Source organism: Tepidimonas thermarum (genome assembly GCF_007556705.1).
Classification (GTDB): Bacteria; Pseudomonadota; Gammaproteobacteria; order Burkholderiales; family Burkholderiaceae_C; genus Tepidimonas; species Tepidimonas thermarum.
Genome location: NZ_VJOL01000029.1, coordinates 1 through 17,338 on the forward strand (window position 1 = coordinate 1; position 17,338 = coordinate 17,338).

Sequence of the window (17,338 nt, forward strand, 5' to 3'; positions counted from 1 at the left end):
GATGTAGCTGAACATCGCCCCCTGGAAGTCTTGACTGCCTCTCATCGTGCTCGTCTGCGTTGTTCTCGGTTGGCCTCAGATCGTACCGCCCGACGCGGGGGGTGGCGAGGGATTTTTCAACGGCCTGCTAACAATTGCGGCCCCACCAAACCTGGCGACCCCAAAACCTCTACTTGCTAAAGCATGAACTATCCGGCACCGCGAGCTTTGCGCTCGCGGTGGTATGTGCAAGCTTGCCCGTTTCCGATAACGTAGCATGTTTTGATGCGACGAAATGGTACGGTATCAGCTTGGGTTGCGTGTCGGGTTTGAAGTCTTGAAAAACGTGCGATCATGCAAAAAGGGGCCGTACTCTACCTTGTCGTGAGCGCATTGCTGGCAGGATGCTCCACTGCACCAGTCCTGGGTGGTGACGATCCTGTTACCAAAGGAGCGGCTGCTGGTGAGCGCCAGATTGCAGCGCCAGAACAGCTGGAGCGCTGCACCGATCCGCTGGGCACCGTGGGTCTGGCGGATACGGGCGACGATCCTTACGTGCCGATCGTGCGCATGCTGGTGCAGCAGTCCAATTGCTTCATCGTCGTCGAGCGCGGACGCGCCTACAACAATGTCGACCTGGAGCGTCAGCTCAAAGAAGCTGGTTTGACGCGCAACGCCAAAACGCAAACGGCGGGCGGCACGCTGCTTGCGGCCGATTACACGCTGGTGCCGTCGGTCACTTTTGCCGAGCCGTCGGGATTTGCATTGACCAGCGGTTTGGGCGGCATCTTCGGCCGTCGCTCCAACAACATCGACGCCTCTGGTCAGGTACAAGCCTTGGGCGCGTCGACCAGCCTGCTGCTCGTGGACAACGCCAGCGGAGCGCAGATTCTTGCCGCACAGGGCAGCGCCAAAAACTACAACCTCGGGGTCGGTGTCGGTGTGTTGGGCGGGTTGGTCGCGGGTGTGAACGCCTACGCCAATACGCCTCAGGGCAAGGTTGTCGCGGCGGCGTTTCTCGATGCGTACAACAAACTCGTGCTCGCCGCGCGGCAGTACACTGCGCAAAAAGCCCAAGGTTCCGTCGGACAAGGTGGCAAACTCAAGGGTCCCTGATGTGTTCCCCGATAACGGTTTCAGACCGTCGCGGCTAATGTCGCGCGGCGATGCATGAGCGGTACCGACGATCGCTACATGGCCGAGGCGTTGGCCCTGGCCCGGCAGGCGGCTGAGGCGGGCGAGGTGCCGGTGGGCGCTGTCGTCGTGCGCGATGGCGTGATCGTGGGCCGTGGCCACAACCAGCCGGTCACCAGTGGCGACCCCACGGCGCACGCCGAAATCGTGGCGCTGCGCGAGGCCGCACGCGCCCTGGGCAACTACCGCCTCACCGACTGCACGCTCTACGTCACCCTCGAGCCCTGCGCCATGTGTGCGCAAGCGGCCTTGCATGCGCGGCTGAGCCGGGTGGTCTATGGCGCACCGGAGCCGCGTACCGGTGCGGCGGGATCGGTGGTGGATTTGTTTGCGCAACCGCTGCTCAACGCCCACACGGCGGTGCAGGGCGGCGTGTTGGCAACGGCGGCGCGTGACCTCTTGCGCGCGTTTTTTGCCCAGCGCCGGGCCCAGCGGCGCGCACAGGCGCAGCCGTTGCGGGACGATGCGCTGCGCACGCCGGCATCGGCATTCCACGCGGTCTGGCAACGGGCGGCAGCGTGGGGCATTGCAGCGGCGGCGTCGCACACCGCCGCGATGCCCGACGGGCTGCGGTTGCATTGGCTCGATCTGGGGCCGGCAGACGCCACGCTGCCATGGTTGTGCCTGCATGGGCCGATGGCGTGGTGGCCTCAGTGGGGCCCGTGGCTGCCACCCCGCGTGGCTGCAGGCGATCGCTGCCTGGTGCCTGACTTGATCGGCTTTGGACAGAGCGACAAGCCCAAGAAGCCTGCCTGGCACACGCCGCAGCGCCACGCCGCGGTGCTGAGTGATTGGCTGGACACGCTGGCGGTGGGGCCGTGCCGCGTGGCGCTGGCACCAGGCGCCGAGTGGCTGCTGCCGGCGCTGCGTGCCCGGCTGGGCGAGCGCATCCGCGCCGAGGTGGCCGTGCCCGCCCCCGACTTGTTGCCACCAGCAGCGCAGTGGCTGGATGCGCCGTTCCCGGACCGCGGGCACCGTGCGGGGCCGCGGGCGCTGGGAGCGGCAGCCGCATAATCGGGCCATGCCCAGCCTCTACCTCTATTCCCCCAGTGGGGCGGTGCGCGACCGCGCTGCCTTTCGGCGCGCCGTGCGCCGCTTGCAAGCCGCTGGCTACGACGTGGCGGTGGACCCCGCCGCGCTGGCCAGCCACCAGCGCTTTGCCGGCGACGACGACGAGCGGCTCGCTGCGATCGCGCGTGCGGCGGCCAGTGGTGCCGACGTCGCGATGACGACCCGCGGCGGCTACGGGCTTACCCGCCTGTTGCCCCGGCTGCCGTATGACGCGATTGCCGCCTCGGTGCGCGCGGGCATGGCCTGGGTGGGGTTGAGCGACTTCACCGCTTTGCAAATGGCTGTGCTGGCCCAGCGCGGCACGCCGACCTGGGCTGGCCCAGCAGTCATGGAAGACTGGGCGGTGGAAGCTCCCGACGACATCACGCTGGCCTGCTTTGACGACCTGGCGCGCGGGGTGGGGGAGGGGGCCGGCTGGCGGCTGCCGCCGTCCGATTTGCGCGCCCACCCCGAACTCGGCACGGGCTGGCGGCTGGAGGGCTGCCCGCTGTGGGGCGGGAATCTGTCGATCCTCGCCGGACTGGTGGGCACGCCGTATTTGCCGACCGTCGATGGCGGCGTGCTGTTTTTGGAGGATGTGGGCGAGCACCCCTACCGCATCGAGCGCTTGCTGACCCAGTTGCTGTGGGCGGGCGTGCTCGGGCGGCAACGCGCGATCGTGCTGGGCGCTTTCAACCGCTTTGCGCTCACCGCGCACGACCGCGGGTTTCGGCTGGCCACCGTGGTGGCATGGCTGCGCGCCCAGCTGCCTGGGGTGCCGGTGCTCACGGGGCTGCCCTTTGGTCATGTCCCGACCAAGGTTGTGCTGCCTGTTGGCCGTCCCGTGGATATGGTGGTCGAGGGGCGCGAGGCGCTGCTGTTCTGGGGCTGACCGATTAGGCGGAGACGGCCGCCGCCTCGGCGACGCGGCGAGCGATGTGCGCTAGGGCCTCGTCCACCTGATCGACCAGGATCAGGCACCAGTCGCCTGGCTGCAGCCGCTCGAGCGCCGCATCGATGGCCGCAAACTCGCCCCGGATGGCCGTGTGCCAGCGGGTCTTGGGCGCGCCTTGCAGCCCTTGCTCGAGCAGGGCAATGACCTCGCCGTCGGCACGGCCACGCTGGCAAGCGTCTTCGAACAGCACCGCCTCGTCAAATACGCGGCCGATGAGGCGGGTTTGCTCGACGATGTCCTGATCGCGCCGGTCGCCAGCCGCGCTGATGACCACCACCCGTTTACCCGCCGGCGTTGATTCGGCGGCTTGGCACAGCGCGGCAATCGCGTCGGGGTTGTGACCGTAGTCGGCCACCACGGTGGCGCCGCGATAGCTGAAGCGGTTGAAGCGTCCCGGCACCGTCGCGGCGTCGGCGGTGAAGGTTTCCAGCCCGCGCGCGATCGCTTCCCAGCTCACGCCCACGGCCCACGCGGCGGCAATGGCCGCCATGGCGTTGTCCACCTGAAAAGCGAGCCGGCCACCGTCGGTGAGCGGAATACCCTCCAGCGGCAGACGTACCTGCCACCCCCCTTCGGCCGCGACGATGTGGCCATCTTCCACAAACACCACGCGCTTGCCCAAGGCGCGGTGGGTGGCGATGACAGGGTGGTGCGCCGCAGGCCCAAAGTAGGTGATCTGGCCCGGGCAAAAATCGGCCATGGCCACGCAGTGGGGGTCGGCGGCGTTGAGGACGGCCGTGCCGCCCGGCGCCACGTTCTGGACGACGACGCGTTTGAGGACGCTCAGATCCTCGATCGTGGTGATGTAGTTCAGGCCAAGGTGGTCGCCAGAGCCGATGTTGGTGACGACCGCGACCTGACTGCGGTCGAATGCCAGCCCCTCGCGCAAAATTCCCCCGCGCGCGGTCTCCAGCACCGCCGCATCCACGTCCGGGTGCGCAAGCACGCGCCGGGCGCTGCGCGGGCCACTGCAGTCGCCACTGTCGATTTGGCGGCCATTGACGTACACGCCGTTGGTGTCGGTAAAGCCGACACGCCAGCCGTGTTGGCGCAGCAGGTGTGCCGTCAGCCGCACCGTGGTGGTTTTGCCGTTGGTGCCGGTGACGGCGATGAGCGGGATGCGCCCGTCCTCGCCCGGCGCAAACATGTGGTCGATGATTGCCTCGCCGACGTTGCGGCCTTTGCCAAACGATGGGCTCAAGTGCATGCGCAGGCCCGGCGCGGCGTTGACTTCGACGATACCGCCGTTTTGCACCTCCAGCGGCTCGACCACGTTCTGGCACACGACATCGACGCCACACACGTCCAACCCAACGGTGACGGCCGCGGCAATGGCACGTTGGGCCACCAGGGGATGCACCTCGTCGGTCACATCGGTGGCCGTGCCGCCGGTGGAGAGGTTGGCGTTGTTGCGCAGCACCACCCGCATGCCCAGCGGTGGCACGTCGTCGGGGGTCAGGCCTTGCTGGGCCAGGCGGTCGATGGCGATCTCGTCGAGCCGGATGCGCGTCAACGGTGTCGCATGACCGTCACCGCGGCGCGGATCGGCGTTGACCGCTTCGACCAGCTGGCGCACGGTGTGCACACCATCGCCGACGACCAGTGGCGGATCGCGCCGTGCTGCCGCCACCAGTTTGCGCCCCACCACCAGCAGCCGAAAGTCGATGCCCGGCAAATAGCGCTCGACCAGAACCTCGCTGCTGTAGCGGCAGGCCACCTCGTACGCCGCCACGACCTGCTCGCGCGTTTGGATGTTGACCGTCACGCCCTTGCCCTGGTGGCCGTCGCGCGGCTTGACGACGACCGGCGTACCGATGGCCTGCGCGGCACGCCACGCGTCCTCCGCATCGGTGACCGGGCGTCCGAGCGGCACCGGCACTCCAGCCGTATGCAGCAGCTTTTTGGTCAGCTCCTTGTCTTGGGCGATGTCTTCGGCGATGGCGCTGGTGGTGTCGCACTCCGCGGCCTGGATACGGCGCTGTTTGCTGCCCCAGCCAAACTGCACCAGGCTGCCGGACGTCAGACGGCGGTAGGGAATGCCGCGTGCCACGGCGGCCTCGACGATGGCACCGGTCGAGGGGCCAAGGCGCAGGTCTTCGTCCAGCTCCCGCAATCGGTTGATGGCCGCTGCCGTGTCGTACGGTTGATCGTCCCGAGCGGCTTGCAGCAGCGCCAGCGCCTCGTCGAATGCCAAGCGGCCCACTTCCTCGACCGTGTACTCGACCACGACCTGGAACACCCCGGGCTCCGGGGCTGCGATGGTGCGGCTAAAGCTCACCGGGCAACCGGCGTGGGTCTGCAGCGCCAAGGCCGTGATCTCCAGCGCATGGGCCATCGAGACGACGCCGCTGGCCGTGGGTTCGGGCAGCATGCCCAGCTCTGGAAAGCGTTGCCGCAACCGCACATCGAAGCCCGGCAGACGGTGCAAATCCAGCTCCTGCGGTGCGCACTGCACCGTCGCTTCGATGGCGGTGTAGCGGCTCCAGAGGTTGGGGCCCCGCAAGGCCCTCAGTCGAGTGACGTTCATGGTGGTGAGACGGCAGAGGATTCAGCGATCGGACAGCAGGGGCGCCGCGGTTTCGATGCCGGCGCGAACCAGGTCCACGGGCAATCCAAGCGCCACCGCGGCGCCCAGCGTGGCCAACAGCGTTGGCCGCCCGATGCGGGCCAGCACGGCCTGCACGCCGGTGTGTTCCAGATCCAGGATGGGGGTGGTGCCGCTGGCACGGACGAGCACCACTTGCGCGCCATCGATGGTCAGAAAGCGCCGGCCGTCGGTCACGTGCGCCTCACGCGAGGTGTGGCGCGGGTCGGCGCTGTAGAGCAGCACATCGCCGTCGCACAACTCGGCCAGCCCTGCGCAGACGTCGCAGTCGGCGTTGAGCACGGCGCAGCCGTTGGGCAGCACCACGTCCACCTGCGTGCGCAGCACCTTGCGCATGTGGTCGCGGGTGGTGATGTAGTGATCTTCCAAACCCTGCGGCTCGGGCACATCGGTGACGATGCCCACCAGGCAACGGTCGTAGGACAGGCCTTCGTCCAGGATGCTGCGCGGTGAGCTCTCGATCACCGCCGCATCGACGCAGCGGTTCATGAGGATGCGCTGCCCGGCCTCCCAGTCCGACGGGACGCTGGTGTCGATGGGCTGCATCTGCAGGTACAGGCGCCCCCCGCTCGAGACGCCGACCGTGTGCCCGGCGCGCTGCAGCAGCGCCCCCAGCAGCACGGCGATGGCTGCGGTCTCGCGCGTGCCCGTGATGCCGACGACGGGGATGCGGCCATCGTCTTCCCCCGGGAAGAGGTGCGCGACGATCGCCTCGCCAACGGGGCGCGGCTGGCCGCGCGCCGGCTTGAGGTGGGGCAGCAGACCCGGACCGGCGTTGACCTCGACGATGGCACCGCCCTGGGCCGCCATGGGCTGGCCGATGTCTTCCACCACCAAATCGATGCCAGCGATGTCCAGGCCGACCACGCGCGCCGCCAAGGCGGCCAGCTCGGCCACATCCGGGTGCACTTCATCGGTGACATCGTCGGTGAGCAACCCGGTGCGCTGCACCAGCACCACCCGTCCGGCCTCGGGCACGCTGTCGGGCTCCAGGCCCTGACGGCGCAGCTCCAGCATCACGTCGCGGTTTTCGGGCAAGCGGATGGTGTCGAGCGGGAATTCCTCTTCCTCCCCGCGCCGCGGATCGCTGTTGATGTCGCGCTCGATCAACGCACGCACCGTGTGCACACCGTCGCCCACCACCGTCGCGTGTTCACCGCGGGCGGCGGCGACCATGCGGCCGCCGATCACCAGCACCCGATGTTCACGGCCACGGATGTAGCGCTCCACCATCACCTCCGAGCCTTCACGCTCGGCCAACTCGTAGGCAATGGCCACTTCCGCTTCGGTGCGCACATCCAGCGACACCCCGCGCGCGTGGTTGGCATCGACCGGTTTGACGACCACGGGCAAGCCGATTTCCTGCGCCGCCGCCCAGGCATCCTCCGCGCTGCTGACCACCCGCCCCTGCGGCACCGGAACGCCGCACTCTTCGAGCAGGCGCTTGGTCAGGTCTTTGTCGCGCGAGATGTTTTCGGCGATGGCGCTGGTACGGTCGGTCTCGGCGGTCCAAATGCGGCGTTGCGCTGCCCCGTAGCCGAGTTGCACCAGGTTCCCATCCGTCAGCCGGATGTGCGGAATGCGCCGCGCGGTGGCCGCATCGACGATGGCTGCCGTGCTGGGCCCCAGCGCGTGGCGGTCGATGAGCCCCTTGAGCCGCTTGATCGCCGCGCCGACGTCGTACGCGCGGCCTTCGATAGCGGCCATCAGCAAATCGCGCGCATCGAGCAGCGCCTGCCGCGCGACTTCTTCCTGCCGCGCGCGAATGACCAGCTTGTACACGCCGCGCGCGTCGGTCGAGCGGGTTTGCCCGAAACTGGTGGCCATGCCCGCGCAGTTGAGCAGCTCAATGGCCACGTGTTCCATGATGTGCCCGGGCCAGGTGCCTTCGCGCAGGCGCTGCAAAAAACCCCCGCGTTCACCGACGCCGCAATGGTGCTCCACCAGCCCCGGCAGCCACGCCGTGAGGCGCTCATACAAGCCGGGGATGGTGTTGGAGGGGTGGTCCTCGAGCTCGCCGATGTCGATCACGGCCTCGATCGCGGCCCGGTAGGTCCAGAGGTTGGGCCCGCGCAAATGGCGCATGCGCAGGATCCGAATGGTCTTGTGCGACATGAATAGAGGCGTAAGGGCAGTCGTAGAATCCAGCGCTCGCACGCCGCCGTCGTGCGTGGGCTGCGCTGAGCGCCTATTGTCATCTCCTGGGTCTGGGCGCGGTGGCTCGGGCTGCCAAAAATTTTGCAACATGTCGTATCCGCCTCCATCGTCCCCCGCTTGGGCGGGGCTGCCAACGGCCTGGCACGGTGCGGTGGCCGCCGCGGGCGCGGACAGCGCCGATGCGGCGGCCGTTTGGCTGATCACCGACCTCGACACGCAGCTGCGTTTTCGGGAGAGCCTGCTGTGGATTGCCGGGCGCCGGCTGTGGTGGGCGGCCGCGCCCGACGCCACGGCACAGTCGTGGTCGATTGAGCCGGGTTTGGCGCTGTGGGTGAGCGACCACAACGGCGTGGCCGCACTGGAGCTGGTGCAGCTAGCCCACGACGGCACGCCGGTCAAACGCCTGGCCGTGTGGCGCTACACGCTGGGGCGCCAGGTGGCAGCGCGGCGGCTGATCGAGCGCTTTGAGAGCCTGCGCGACGCCGGTGGTACCGATGCGCCGCCGCCGCAAGCCGCGACACGGCAATGCCCCCTGTGCCATGCGCCGATGGAGCCCGACGACGAGGAATGCGCCACCTGTGCCCAGGTGGTGCACACCCCGCCGTCGACGTTGACGCTGTTGCGCCTGTGGCGCTTTGCCCGGCCCTACCGTTGGCAACTGCTGGCGGGTTTTTTGTTGACGCTGGCGTCCACAGCGGCCACCCTGGTGCCGCCGTATTTGACGATCCCGTTGATGGACGACGTGCTCATTCCCTACCAGAGCGGGCAGCCCATCGACGTGGCGCGGGTGGCCGCGTTGTTGGGCGGGCTGCTGGCAGCCGCCTTGCTCGCCTGGGGCCTGGGTTGGGCCAAAACCTACATCCTGGCGCTGGTGTCCGAGCGCATCGGCGCCGATTTGCGCACCACCACCTACGAGCACCTGCTGGGGCTGTCGCTGGAGTACTTCGGCAACCGCCGCACCGGCGACTTGATGGCGCGCATCGGGTCCGAAACCGACCGCATCAACATCTTTTTGTCGCTGCACCTGCTGGACTTTGCCACCGACGTGCTCATGATCGTGATGACGTCGGTGATCCTGTTTTCCATCAGCCCCACGCTGGCGCTGGCCACGCTGCTGCCGCTGCCGCTGATCGGCTGGCTCATCCACGTCGTGCGCGACCGGCTGCGCACCGGCTTCGAAAAAATCGACCGTGTCTGGGCCGAGGTCACGAGCGTGCTGGCCGACACCATCCCCGGCATCCGCGTGGTCAAGGCCTTTGCGCAGGAAGGGCGCGAGGCGCAGCGCTTTCGCGAGGCCAACCGGCACAACCTGGAGGTCAACGACCGGCTCAACCGGCTGTGGTCGCTGTTTTCGCCCACGGTGTCGCTGCTGACCGAAATCGGCCTGCTGGTGGTTTGGGGGTTTGGCATTTGGCTGGTGGCACGCGGCTCGGTCACGGTGGGGGTGCTCACCGCGTTTCTGGCCTACATCGGGCGCTTCTACACCCGCCTGGACTCGATGAGCCGCATCGTCTCGGTCACGCAAAAAGCGGCCGCGGGCGCCAAGCGGATCTTTGACATCCTGGACCACAAAAGCAGCGTGCCCGAGCCGGCGCAGCCGGTGCCGCTGCCGACGGTGCAGGGCCACATCGCGTTGCGTGGTGTGACCTTTCGCTACGGCAACCGCACCGTGATCCAAGACCTGGACCTGGACGTGCGGCCCGGTGAGATGATTGGTCTGGTGGGCCACAGCGGCTCGGGCAAGAGCACCCTGGTCAACCTAATCTGCCGCTTCTACGACGTGGTCGAGGGTCAGATTCTGGTCGACGGTGTGGACATCCGTCAGTTGCGCGTGGCCGACTACCGGCGCCACATCGGCCTGGTGCTGCAGGAGCCGTTTTTGTTCTTTGGCACCATCGCCGAAAACATCGCCTACGGCAAGCCGGATGCAACGCGCGAGGAGATCATCGCCGCCGCGCGCGCCGCGCACGCACACGACTTCATTTTGCGCTTGCCGCAAGGCTACGACTCGTTGGTGGGGGAGCGGGGGCAGGGCCTGTCGGGCGGCGAGCGCCAGCGCATCAGCATCGCCCGCGCCCTGCTCATCAACCCGCGCATCCTGATCCTGGACGAGGCCACCTCCAGCGTGGACACCGAAACCGAAAAGGAAATCCAAAAAGCGCTGGACAACCTGGTGCGCGGGCGCACCACGATCGCCATCGCGCACCGCCTGTCCACGCTGCGCCGCGCCGACCGGCTGGTGGTCATGGACAAAGGCCGCAAGGTGGAAGAGGGCAGCCACGACGCGCTGATGGCGCGCCAGGGTGCCTACTGGCGGCTGTACCAGGCACAGGCCCGACAGGCCGAAGCCGAGCGCCACATGCTGGAGGATTGACACCATGACGACAGCGACCGATGCCGCACCGACAGACAGCGGCCAGCCCGTGCTGCGCCGCAACGCCTGTGGCCGCCTGGAGTGGCGCCGCCCCGACGGCGCATGGATCAGCGGCGTGGTACCCGTGCGCGCCTTTCCGATTCAGGCGCCCGAGCGGCACATCTCGCTCGTCGGACCCGACGGGCACGAAGTGGCCACCATCGACGCGTTGGCGTCGCTGCCCCCCCCGGCGCGGGCACTCATCGAAGAGGCGCTGCGCGAACGCGAGTTCACCCCGGTGATTCAACGCCTGTTGGAGGTGAGCTCGTTTGCCACCCCGAGCACGTGGACGGTGGAAACCGACCGGGGCGTGACCCGCTTCGTCCTCAAAGGCGAGGAGGACATCCGCCGCCTGACGCGCGACGTGCTGCTGATCCAGGACGCGCACGGGGTGCAGTACCTGATTCGCCAGCCGCGCGACCTGGACCGGCACAGCCGGCGCTTGCTCGATCGGTTTTTGTGACGGCGTTCCGCCTAAAAGTATCAGAAATTCAAACGGATACTTTGCTTACTTCAGGTTTCCACTGAGGAATTGCTGCAACCGCTCGCTGCGCGGCGCGGTCAGCACCTGCTTGGGATCGCCCTGTTCTTCGATGCGGCCCTGGTGCAAAAAGACGACGTGGTTGGAGACTTCGCGCGCAAAGCCCATCTCGTGCGTGACCACGACCATGGTGCGATGCTCCTCGGCCAAGCCCTGCATCACGCGCAGCACCTCGATGACCAGCTCGGGGTCGAGCGCGCTGGTCGGCTCGTCGAACAGCATGACCTCGGGCTCGACGGCCAGCGCGCGCGCGATGGCCACGCGCTGCTGCTGCCCCCCGCTCATGTGCGCGGGGTAGCGGTCTTCCACGCCCTTGAGGCCGACGCGCTCCAGGTATTTGCGCGCCGTGGCCACGGCCTGGTCGCGCGGGACTTTGAGCACATGCACCGGCACTTCGATGATGTTTTGCAGCACCGTCATGTGCGCCCAGAGATTGAAGTTCTGGAACACCATGGCCAGCTTGGTGCGCAGGCGCTGCAACTGGGCGGGATCGGCCGCGTGCAGCTCGCCGTCGGCGGCGGGCTTGAGCCGCAGCTCCTCATTGGCCACGACGATACGGCCGGCGTGGGGCTTTTCCAGCAAGTTGATGCAGCGCAAAAACGTGCTCTTGCCAGAGCCCGAGCTACCAATGATGCTGATCACGTCGCCGGCACGGGCGGTGAGCGACACCCCTTTGAGCACCTCGTGCGTGCCGTAGCGCTTGTGGATGTCCTCGACTTGGAGTTTGATGGGGGCGTTGCTCATGGTGTCAAGACAAAGAGGCCGCGCGGACCGGTCATTCGGACAGCAGGTTGCCGTGGCGAAACGCCTGCTCGCCCGCCACTTTGGCCACCACCAGCCCGGCCGGGGCGTAGCGTTCGCGCACGCGGGCGTACAACACGCCACCGTGCTCGGTGCGCAGCTCCACGGTGTGTCCCAAGGTCGGCTCGATGATCTGGGCCACGGCCTCACCCGGCTGCAGCCGCTGTCCCACCTGTGCCACGAACACCAACACGCCCGGACGGTGCGCGCGGATGGGTTCGGAGCCCGCCAGTGGGGTGGGGGCGCAGGCCGCGGGCGGCATGGGGCCGGGGTCCCCCGCCACCACGCCCAGGTGCTGCCAGTAGCGCCAGATGCCGTCGGCGTCACGTTCGGCCCAGGCGTGGCCGACGTCGGCTTCACCGCGCAGCTCGACCGTGGCGCTGGCGCAAGCCTGGGGCAGCGGGGCCTCGATCCCGGCCTGGCGCAGGCGGCGCGCAAGCTGCGACCACAACCCCGACAGCTGCTCATCGAACGGCTGTCCGCCGGCCCCGTAGTCCGCCACCAAAACGGTTTGCGCCCCCAGCCAGCGGGCCAGGGGTTGCAACGCGGGCCAGCAAGCCGTCTCACTGTACAGGTGCAGCACGGCTTCGGCGTCGCAGTGCAAATCGAGCACGACGTCGGCATCGGCGGCCAGCCGGAACAAGGCCAGCCGCAACCCCTCGAGCTCGGTGACCGGTTGCTGCTCAGCCAACCAGTCGCACACGGCTTGGCGCACGCACCGCACGTTGGCCTCGGCATCCGGTCCCAAGGCATGGGCCACGCGCTCAAACGCAGCGGCGGCCAAATCGGGGTAGCCGCGATTGAAATTTTCCGAGGTGTTGAGCTCGAAGCGCCCCAGCGGCCGGTGGTCGATGCGCTGCGCCAGCCCGATCGGGTTGGCCACGGGCACCAGCACGACTTCGCCACGGATGGCGCCGGCCGCCTCGGCCTGCACGAGCCGCTGGCGCAGATGGTGGGCGACCAGCATCCCGGGCAGCTCATCGGCGTGCAAACTGGCCTGCACATAGACCTTGGGCCGTGCGCCGGCCACACCAAAATGCAGGCTGGTGACGGTGCGGGCGCTGCCCAAACTGGCGCAGGGTAGGGGGTGGTGTTGGATGTCCATTTAGCGACGGCGCGGCGCCAGATGGGCCAGGAAGCGGCGCTCGGCCAGCTTGAACAGCCCCACCAGCAAGAACGTGATGCACAGGTAGATGGCCCCGGCGAACAGGTACGCCTCAAACGGCAGGTAGAAGTCCGAATAGACGCGGCTGGCCGCGGCGGTCAGATCCAGCATGGCCGGGACCGTGCTGGCCAGGCTGGTGCTGTGCAGCATCATGACCACCTCGTTGCTGTAGGCGGGCAGGGTGCGGCGCAAGGCGCTGGGCATGACGATGCGCCACAGCACCTGGCGGGGGGACATGCCCATGGCGCGTGCCGCCTCGATTTCACCGTGCGACGTCTCGCGGATGGCGCCCGCCAGCATTTCCGCGGTGTAGCCCGCCGTGTTCAGGGCAAACGCCAGCAGCGCGCAAAAAAACGCTTCCTTGAACCAGGTCCACGGCCAGATGTCGTCCCAGCGCGCCTGGATCCAATCCAGCTGCGCAATCCCGTAGTAGATCAGATAGACCTGAATCAACAGCGGGGTGCCGCGGATGACATAGGTGTAGCTGCCCACCAGCCAGCGCAGCCAGGTATGACGGCTGTTGAGCGCCAGCGCCATGAACAGGGCCAGCACCCCACCCACCAGCAGCGACGACAGCAGCAGCTTGAGCGTGGTCACCAGCCCTTCGGCATACAGCTGCAGCTGGGCAGGCTCGAAAATGACAGACCAGTTCACGGTGACAACCCGCCCCCATCAGCCCTGCCACGACGTGGCGCGCCGCACCCCAAGGCTAAAGCGCGCATCGAGCCGGCGCAGCGCCCACAACGACACGGATGTGTAGATCAGGAACAGCGCGCCCACGAACAGGAAAAAGAAAAACGGCTCGCGTGTGGCAGCAGAGGCCTGTTTGGCGAGAAAGGTCATGTCCTTGAGGCCAATGAGGCTGACCAATGCCGTGCTCTTGATGAGCACGAGCCAGTTGTTGGTAAAGCCGGGCAGGGCGTAGCGCACCATTTGCGGCAGCGTGATGCGCACAAAGGTCTGCAGCCGACCCATGCCAAACGCCCAGGCGGCTTCCATTTGTCCGCGCGGGATGGCCAAGATCGCGCCGCGAAACGTCTCGGTCATGTAGGCGCCGTAGATGAACCCAATGGTGAGCACGCCCGCAAAAAACGGGTTGATATCGACCGGTTCGGCGCGCCCAAGCGAATCCAACAGCGCATTGAGGCCGATCGTGCCGCCGTAGAACACGAGCAGCATCAGCACCAGCTCGGGCACGCCGCGCACCACGGTGGTGTAGAGCGTGGCCAGCGCCACCAGCGGGCGCCGCCCCGAGAGCTTGGCCGTTGCCCCGAGCAGGCCGAGCACGATCGAGACGGCCAGCGACAGCAGCGACACCGCCACCGTCAGCAGCGCCCCCAGGAGGATCCCAGGAATGTAGTCCAGCATGTACCAATGAAAAACGCGTCGCGCCGGCAGCCACCGGCAGGCGACGCGCCGTTCACCCGTCAGTTACCGTAGGGGTCGAAGTCGAAGTATTTCTTCGCGATCTTGTCGTAGGTGCCGTCGCTGCGGATGGCTTTGATGGCCGCGTTGATGTCGGCCTTGAGCTTGTCCTGGCCCTTGCGCATGCCCACCCCGACGCCGTAGCCAAAGTACTTCACGTCGTAGAGGTCGGGGCCCACGAAGCCGTAGCCCTTGCCTTCGGGCTTGCGCAAGAAGCCGCCGGTCACTTCCACCTTGTCGGCCACGGTGCCGTCCAGCCGGCCGGCCTTGATGTCGAGGTAGACCTGGTCCTGCGCCTCGTACGGGATGACCTGCACGCCGGCGGGCTTGAGCTCGCCCATGGCGTATTTCTCTTGCGTGCTGCCCTTGAGAACACCGATTTTTTTACCCTTGAGCGACGCCGGGCCGCTGTAGGGCGTGCCTTCTTTGACCACGATGCCGCTGGGGGTCTTGTAGTACTTGTCGCTGAAGTCGATGACCTTTTTGCGGTCGTCGGTGATCGACATCGAGCTGATGATCACATCGTACTTGCGTGCCTGCAGGCCGGGAATCATGCTGTCCCACACCTGTTCGACGTAGACGCACTTGCGGTTGAGCTTGGCGCAGATGGCTTCGGCGATATCGACGTCGAAGCCGGTCGGCTTGCCATCGGGGGTTTTGTAGGTAAACGGCTCGTACGTCGCGTCGATGGCGACCTTGAGTTCGTTGTTCTGAGCCTGCACGGCACCCGCGCCGACGACGGCGGCGAGCCCGATGGCCTGAAGGATGTGACGACGCTTCATGGGGCGATCACCCGAAGTTGAACATGGTCGCCATTGTAGACAGCGGGCAGGGGTGCCGGTGCTTCGTACTTACCCGCGGGGTGGGCCGCCGGACGATGGTGTGCGGGGACGGTGCTTGCCCTCCATCGTGACGGCCCCTTGACTTAACATAATACACATTGTGGAACTCATGTGACCCCAAACACCGGGAATGCGGCCACGCTGCGAGGCTCGTGCGTCCACGTCCACATGCACGTCCACATGCACGTCCACAGCCACGGCGGCCGCCGCTGCGTTGCCTCAGTGATGGTCCACCGGGGCCTCACCACTGCCCACGCGGCTGGCGCGCGCGAATCGCGCTGGCGATGACGTCCACCAGGCCGTCGCGGCCAACCTGGCGGGCAAAGTCGATGGCGTCCAGCCCCTGTTCGTTGCGCAGCGTGGGGTCGGCACCTTCCTCAAGCAACAGGCGCACCACCTCCTCACGTCCATAACGCGCCGCCATCATCAGCGGCGTGGTGCGGTTGGGCGACTCGGCGTCGATGTAGGCGTAATGCTCGAGCAACAAACGGGTGATGGCCGCAGCCTGGTCGCCTTTGTTGGTGGCGGCGTAATGCAGCGCGGTCCACCCGGGCCGGTTGACTTGGGCGCCGCGGGCCAGCAGGCGCTCCACCACGTCGCGGTGATTGCGCAAGGCCGCGATCATCAACGCGGTCTCGCCGACGGCGTTGCGCGCCTCGACATCGACGTCGCGCTGCTCGACCAAATAGCGCGCGACGGCCAGCGCGTCGCGCTGCAGCGCGAGCACCAGCGCCGGGTTGAGGTCGGGATCGGGGGTGTTGAGGTCAAAGCCGCGCGCGTGCAGCTGGCGCACGGTGGCTGCGTCATCGCGCACCACGGCGGTGATGAATTGCTCGTAGGAGCGCTGCGCCCAGGCGGAGCTGGAAACGACGATAAACAAAACGCTGACAATGAGTTGTAAGATCTTTTTCATGTCAAGCTTGAAGTCACAGAAGGCGCGCACGCACGGGCGGCACGGGTGAACAGACGGTCGAAATTGGCGCTGGTGGCCTCGGCCACGGCCTCGACGGACAGGCCTTTGAGCTCGGCCAATTGCGCGGCCACATACGGCACCCACGCGGGTGTGTTGGTTTTGCCGCGATGCGGCACCGGGGCCAAATAGGGGCTGTCGGTTTCGATCAGGCAGCGGTCCAGCGGCACGAAGCGTGCCACCTCGCGCAAATCGGTGGCATTTTTGAACGTCAATATGCCCGAAAACGAAATGTCAAAACCCAAGTCGAGGGCGGCGCGCGCCACCTCACGCGTTTCCGTGAAGCAGTGAAACACGCCCCGCGCGGGCGGACCACCCCCGTCGGTGCGGCTGGTGCAACCGCCCTCCTCGCGCAAAATGGCCAGGGTGTCCTCCGACGCGGCCCGGGTGTGGATGATCAGCGGCAAGTCCGTCTGGCGCGCGGCGCGGATGTGGACGCGGAAGCGCTCGCGTTGCCAGGCCATGTCGGCAACCGACCGTTCGCCCAAGCGGTAGTAATCGAGCCCCGTCTCGCCGATGCCCACGACACGCGGCAGTGCCGCGCGCTCGACGAGATCGGCCAACATGGGCTCGCGCACCCCTTCGTTGTCCGGGTGCACGCCGACCGTGGCCCACAGCTCGGGGTCGCCCGTCGCGGCGTCGAGTGCCAGCCGGTGCACGGCGTCGAAGCCTTCGAGCGTCGTGCAAATGCACAGCGCGCGGTGCACGCGCGCCGCGCGCATGGCGGCCAGCACGTCCGGGTACATGGCCTGGAGTTCCGGAAAATCCAAGTGGCAGTGCGAATCGGTAAACATGGCAGATGGCGCCGGATCGGCGCGGTCAACGGTCGGGGCGCCAGCGCAGGGACGCCCCAGGGGGTCAAAGGGTCTGGGTAGGCCGGTCGGATGCCAAGTGCGCGCCGAGGATTTCTTCGATGCGTGCCTTGAGGGCGCGTGACTTTTCATCCGCCGGAAAGCGCACGCCGATGCCCTGCGTGCGCGCACCGGCCACGCCCGGTGGGTTGATCCACGCGACCTTGCCCGCAATCGGGTAGCGTTGCGGGTCGTCGGGCAGCGTCAGCAGCACGTACACATCCTGCCCCAAGGTGTATTGGCGCGACGACGGCACGAAAATACCGCCCTCGGTGAACAGGGGGATGTAGGCGGCATAGAGCGCGCCCTTTTCCTTGATGGTGAGTTGGATAACGGTGGGGCGCGCGTGGGTGCCAGCGTCGCCACCGGCCGATGGGCCCATAGTCATGG

At 67.2% G+C, this 17,338-nt stretch carries 15 protein-coding genes; 5 read left to right on the plus strand and 10 right to left on the minus strand.

Annotation, left to right across the window (positions count from 1 at the left end; genetic code table 11):
* The first annotated feature begins 363 nt into the window (after positions 1-363).
* From Tther_RS08110 to Tther_RS08120, 3 genes are read left to right on the plus strand one after another with little or no spacing between them, the layout of a single operon-like run.
* Positions 364-1,095 (plus strand): CsgG/HfaB family protein, encoded by a 732-nt coding sequence (locus Tther_RS08110; RefSeq protein WP_185975038.1) that lies wholly within the window; start codon positions 364-366, stop codon positions 1,093-1,095.
* Between the two features lie 54 nt (positions 1,096-1,149).
* Positions 1,150-2,187: a tRNA adenosine(34) deaminase TadA gene (gene tadA, locus Tther_RS08115; RefSeq protein ID WP_143902731.1), complete on the plus strand. Its 1,038-nt coding sequence runs from the start codon at positions 1,150-1,152 to the stop codon at positions 2,185-2,187.
* Positions 2,188-2,194: 7 nt separating this feature from the next.
* Positions 2,195-3,115 carry an LD-carboxypeptidase gene (locus Tther_RS08120; RefSeq protein WP_143902733.1) on the plus strand — a complete coding sequence of 307 codons (921 nt, stop codon included), beginning with the start codon at positions 2,195-2,197 and terminating at the stop codon, positions 3,113-3,115.
* A 4-nt stretch (positions 3,116-3,119) separates the two neighbouring features.
* Here Tther_RS08120 and cphA read toward each other — a convergent pair whose 3' ends face one another.
* Positions 3,120-5,705, minus strand: a complete 2,586-nt coding sequence (gene cphA, locus Tther_RS08125; protein ID WP_143902735.1) for a cyanophycin synthetase — start codon at positions 5,703-5,705, stop codon at positions 3,120-3,122.
* A 21-nt stretch (positions 5,706-5,726) separates the two neighbouring features.
* Entirely contained in the window at positions 5,727-7,898 is a 2,172-nt protein-coding gene (locus tag Tther_RS08130) for a cyanophycin synthetase (RefSeq protein ID WP_143902737.1), read from the minus strand.
* Between the two features lie 130 nt (positions 7,899-8,028).
* Between Tther_RS08130 and Tther_RS08135 the strand changes: the two genes are divergently transcribed.
* Both Tther_RS08135 and Tther_RS08140 read left to right on the plus strand, forming a co-directional pair.
* Positions 8,029-10,314: a cyanophycin metabolism-associated ABC transporter gene (locus tag Tther_RS08135; RefSeq protein WP_143902739.1), complete on the plus strand. Its 2,286-nt coding sequence runs from the start codon at positions 8,029-8,031 to the stop codon at positions 10,312-10,314.
* Positions 10,315-10,318: 4 nt separating this feature from the next.
* On the plus strand, positions 10,319-10,816 hold the full coding sequence (locus Tther_RS08140) for a cyanophycin metabolism-associated DUF1854 family protein (protein WP_143902741.1): 498 nt from the start codon (positions 10,319-10,321) through the stop codon (positions 10,814-10,816).
* Between the two features lie 45 nt (positions 10,817-10,861).
* On the opposite strand, the gene Tther_RS08145 is transcribed toward Tther_RS08140, so the two are convergent.
* From Tther_RS08145 to Tther_RS08180, 8 genes are all read right to left on the minus strand, one after another.
* On the minus strand, positions 10,862-11,638 hold the full coding sequence (locus Tther_RS08145) for an ABC transporter ATP-binding protein (RefSeq protein WP_143902743.1): 777 nt from the start codon (positions 11,636-11,638) through the stop codon (positions 10,862-10,864).
* Positions 11,639-11,669: 31 nt separating this feature from the next.
* Entirely contained in the window at positions 11,670-12,800 is a 1,131-nt protein-coding gene (locus tag Tther_RS08150) for a succinylglutamate desuccinylase/aspartoacylase family protein (RefSeq protein ID WP_143902745.1), read from the minus strand.
* Complete coding sequence (locus Tther_RS08155; RefSeq protein WP_143902747.1) at positions 12,801-13,514, minus strand: ABC transporter permease; 714 nt, start codon at positions 13,512-13,514, stop codon at positions 12,801-12,803. It abuts the gene before it with no gap.
* A gap of 18 nt (positions 13,515-13,532) precedes the next feature.
* On the minus strand, positions 13,533-14,228 hold the full coding sequence (locus Tther_RS08160) for an ABC transporter permease (RefSeq protein WP_143902749.1): 696 nt from the start codon (positions 14,226-14,228) through the stop codon (positions 13,533-13,535).
* 59 nt (positions 14,229-14,287) lie between these two features.
* Positions 14,288-15,067, minus strand: a complete 780-nt coding sequence (locus Tther_RS08165; protein ID WP_143902751.1) for an ABC transporter substrate-binding protein — start codon at positions 15,065-15,067, stop codon at positions 14,288-14,290.
* Positions 15,068-15,368: 301 nt separating this feature from the next.
* Positions 15,369-16,040: an ankyrin repeat domain-containing protein gene (locus Tther_RS08170; protein ID WP_143902753.1), complete on the minus strand. Its 672-nt coding sequence runs from the start codon at positions 16,038-16,040 to the stop codon at positions 15,369-15,371.
* Complete coding sequence (locus Tther_RS08175) at positions 16,037-16,891, minus strand: TatD family hydrolase (RefSeq protein ID WP_143902756.1); 855 nt, start codon at positions 16,889-16,891, stop codon at positions 16,037-16,039. The genes Tther_RS08170 and Tther_RS08175 overlap by 4 nt, the downstream gene beginning before the upstream one ends.
* A gap of 64 nt (positions 16,892-16,955) precedes the next feature.
* On the minus strand, positions 16,956-17,336 hold the full coding sequence (locus Tther_RS08180) for a PilZ domain-containing protein (RefSeq protein WP_246098964.1): 381 nt from the start codon (positions 17,334-17,336) through the stop codon (positions 16,956-16,958).
* Between the last annotated feature and the right edge of the window lie 2 nt (positions 17,337-17,338).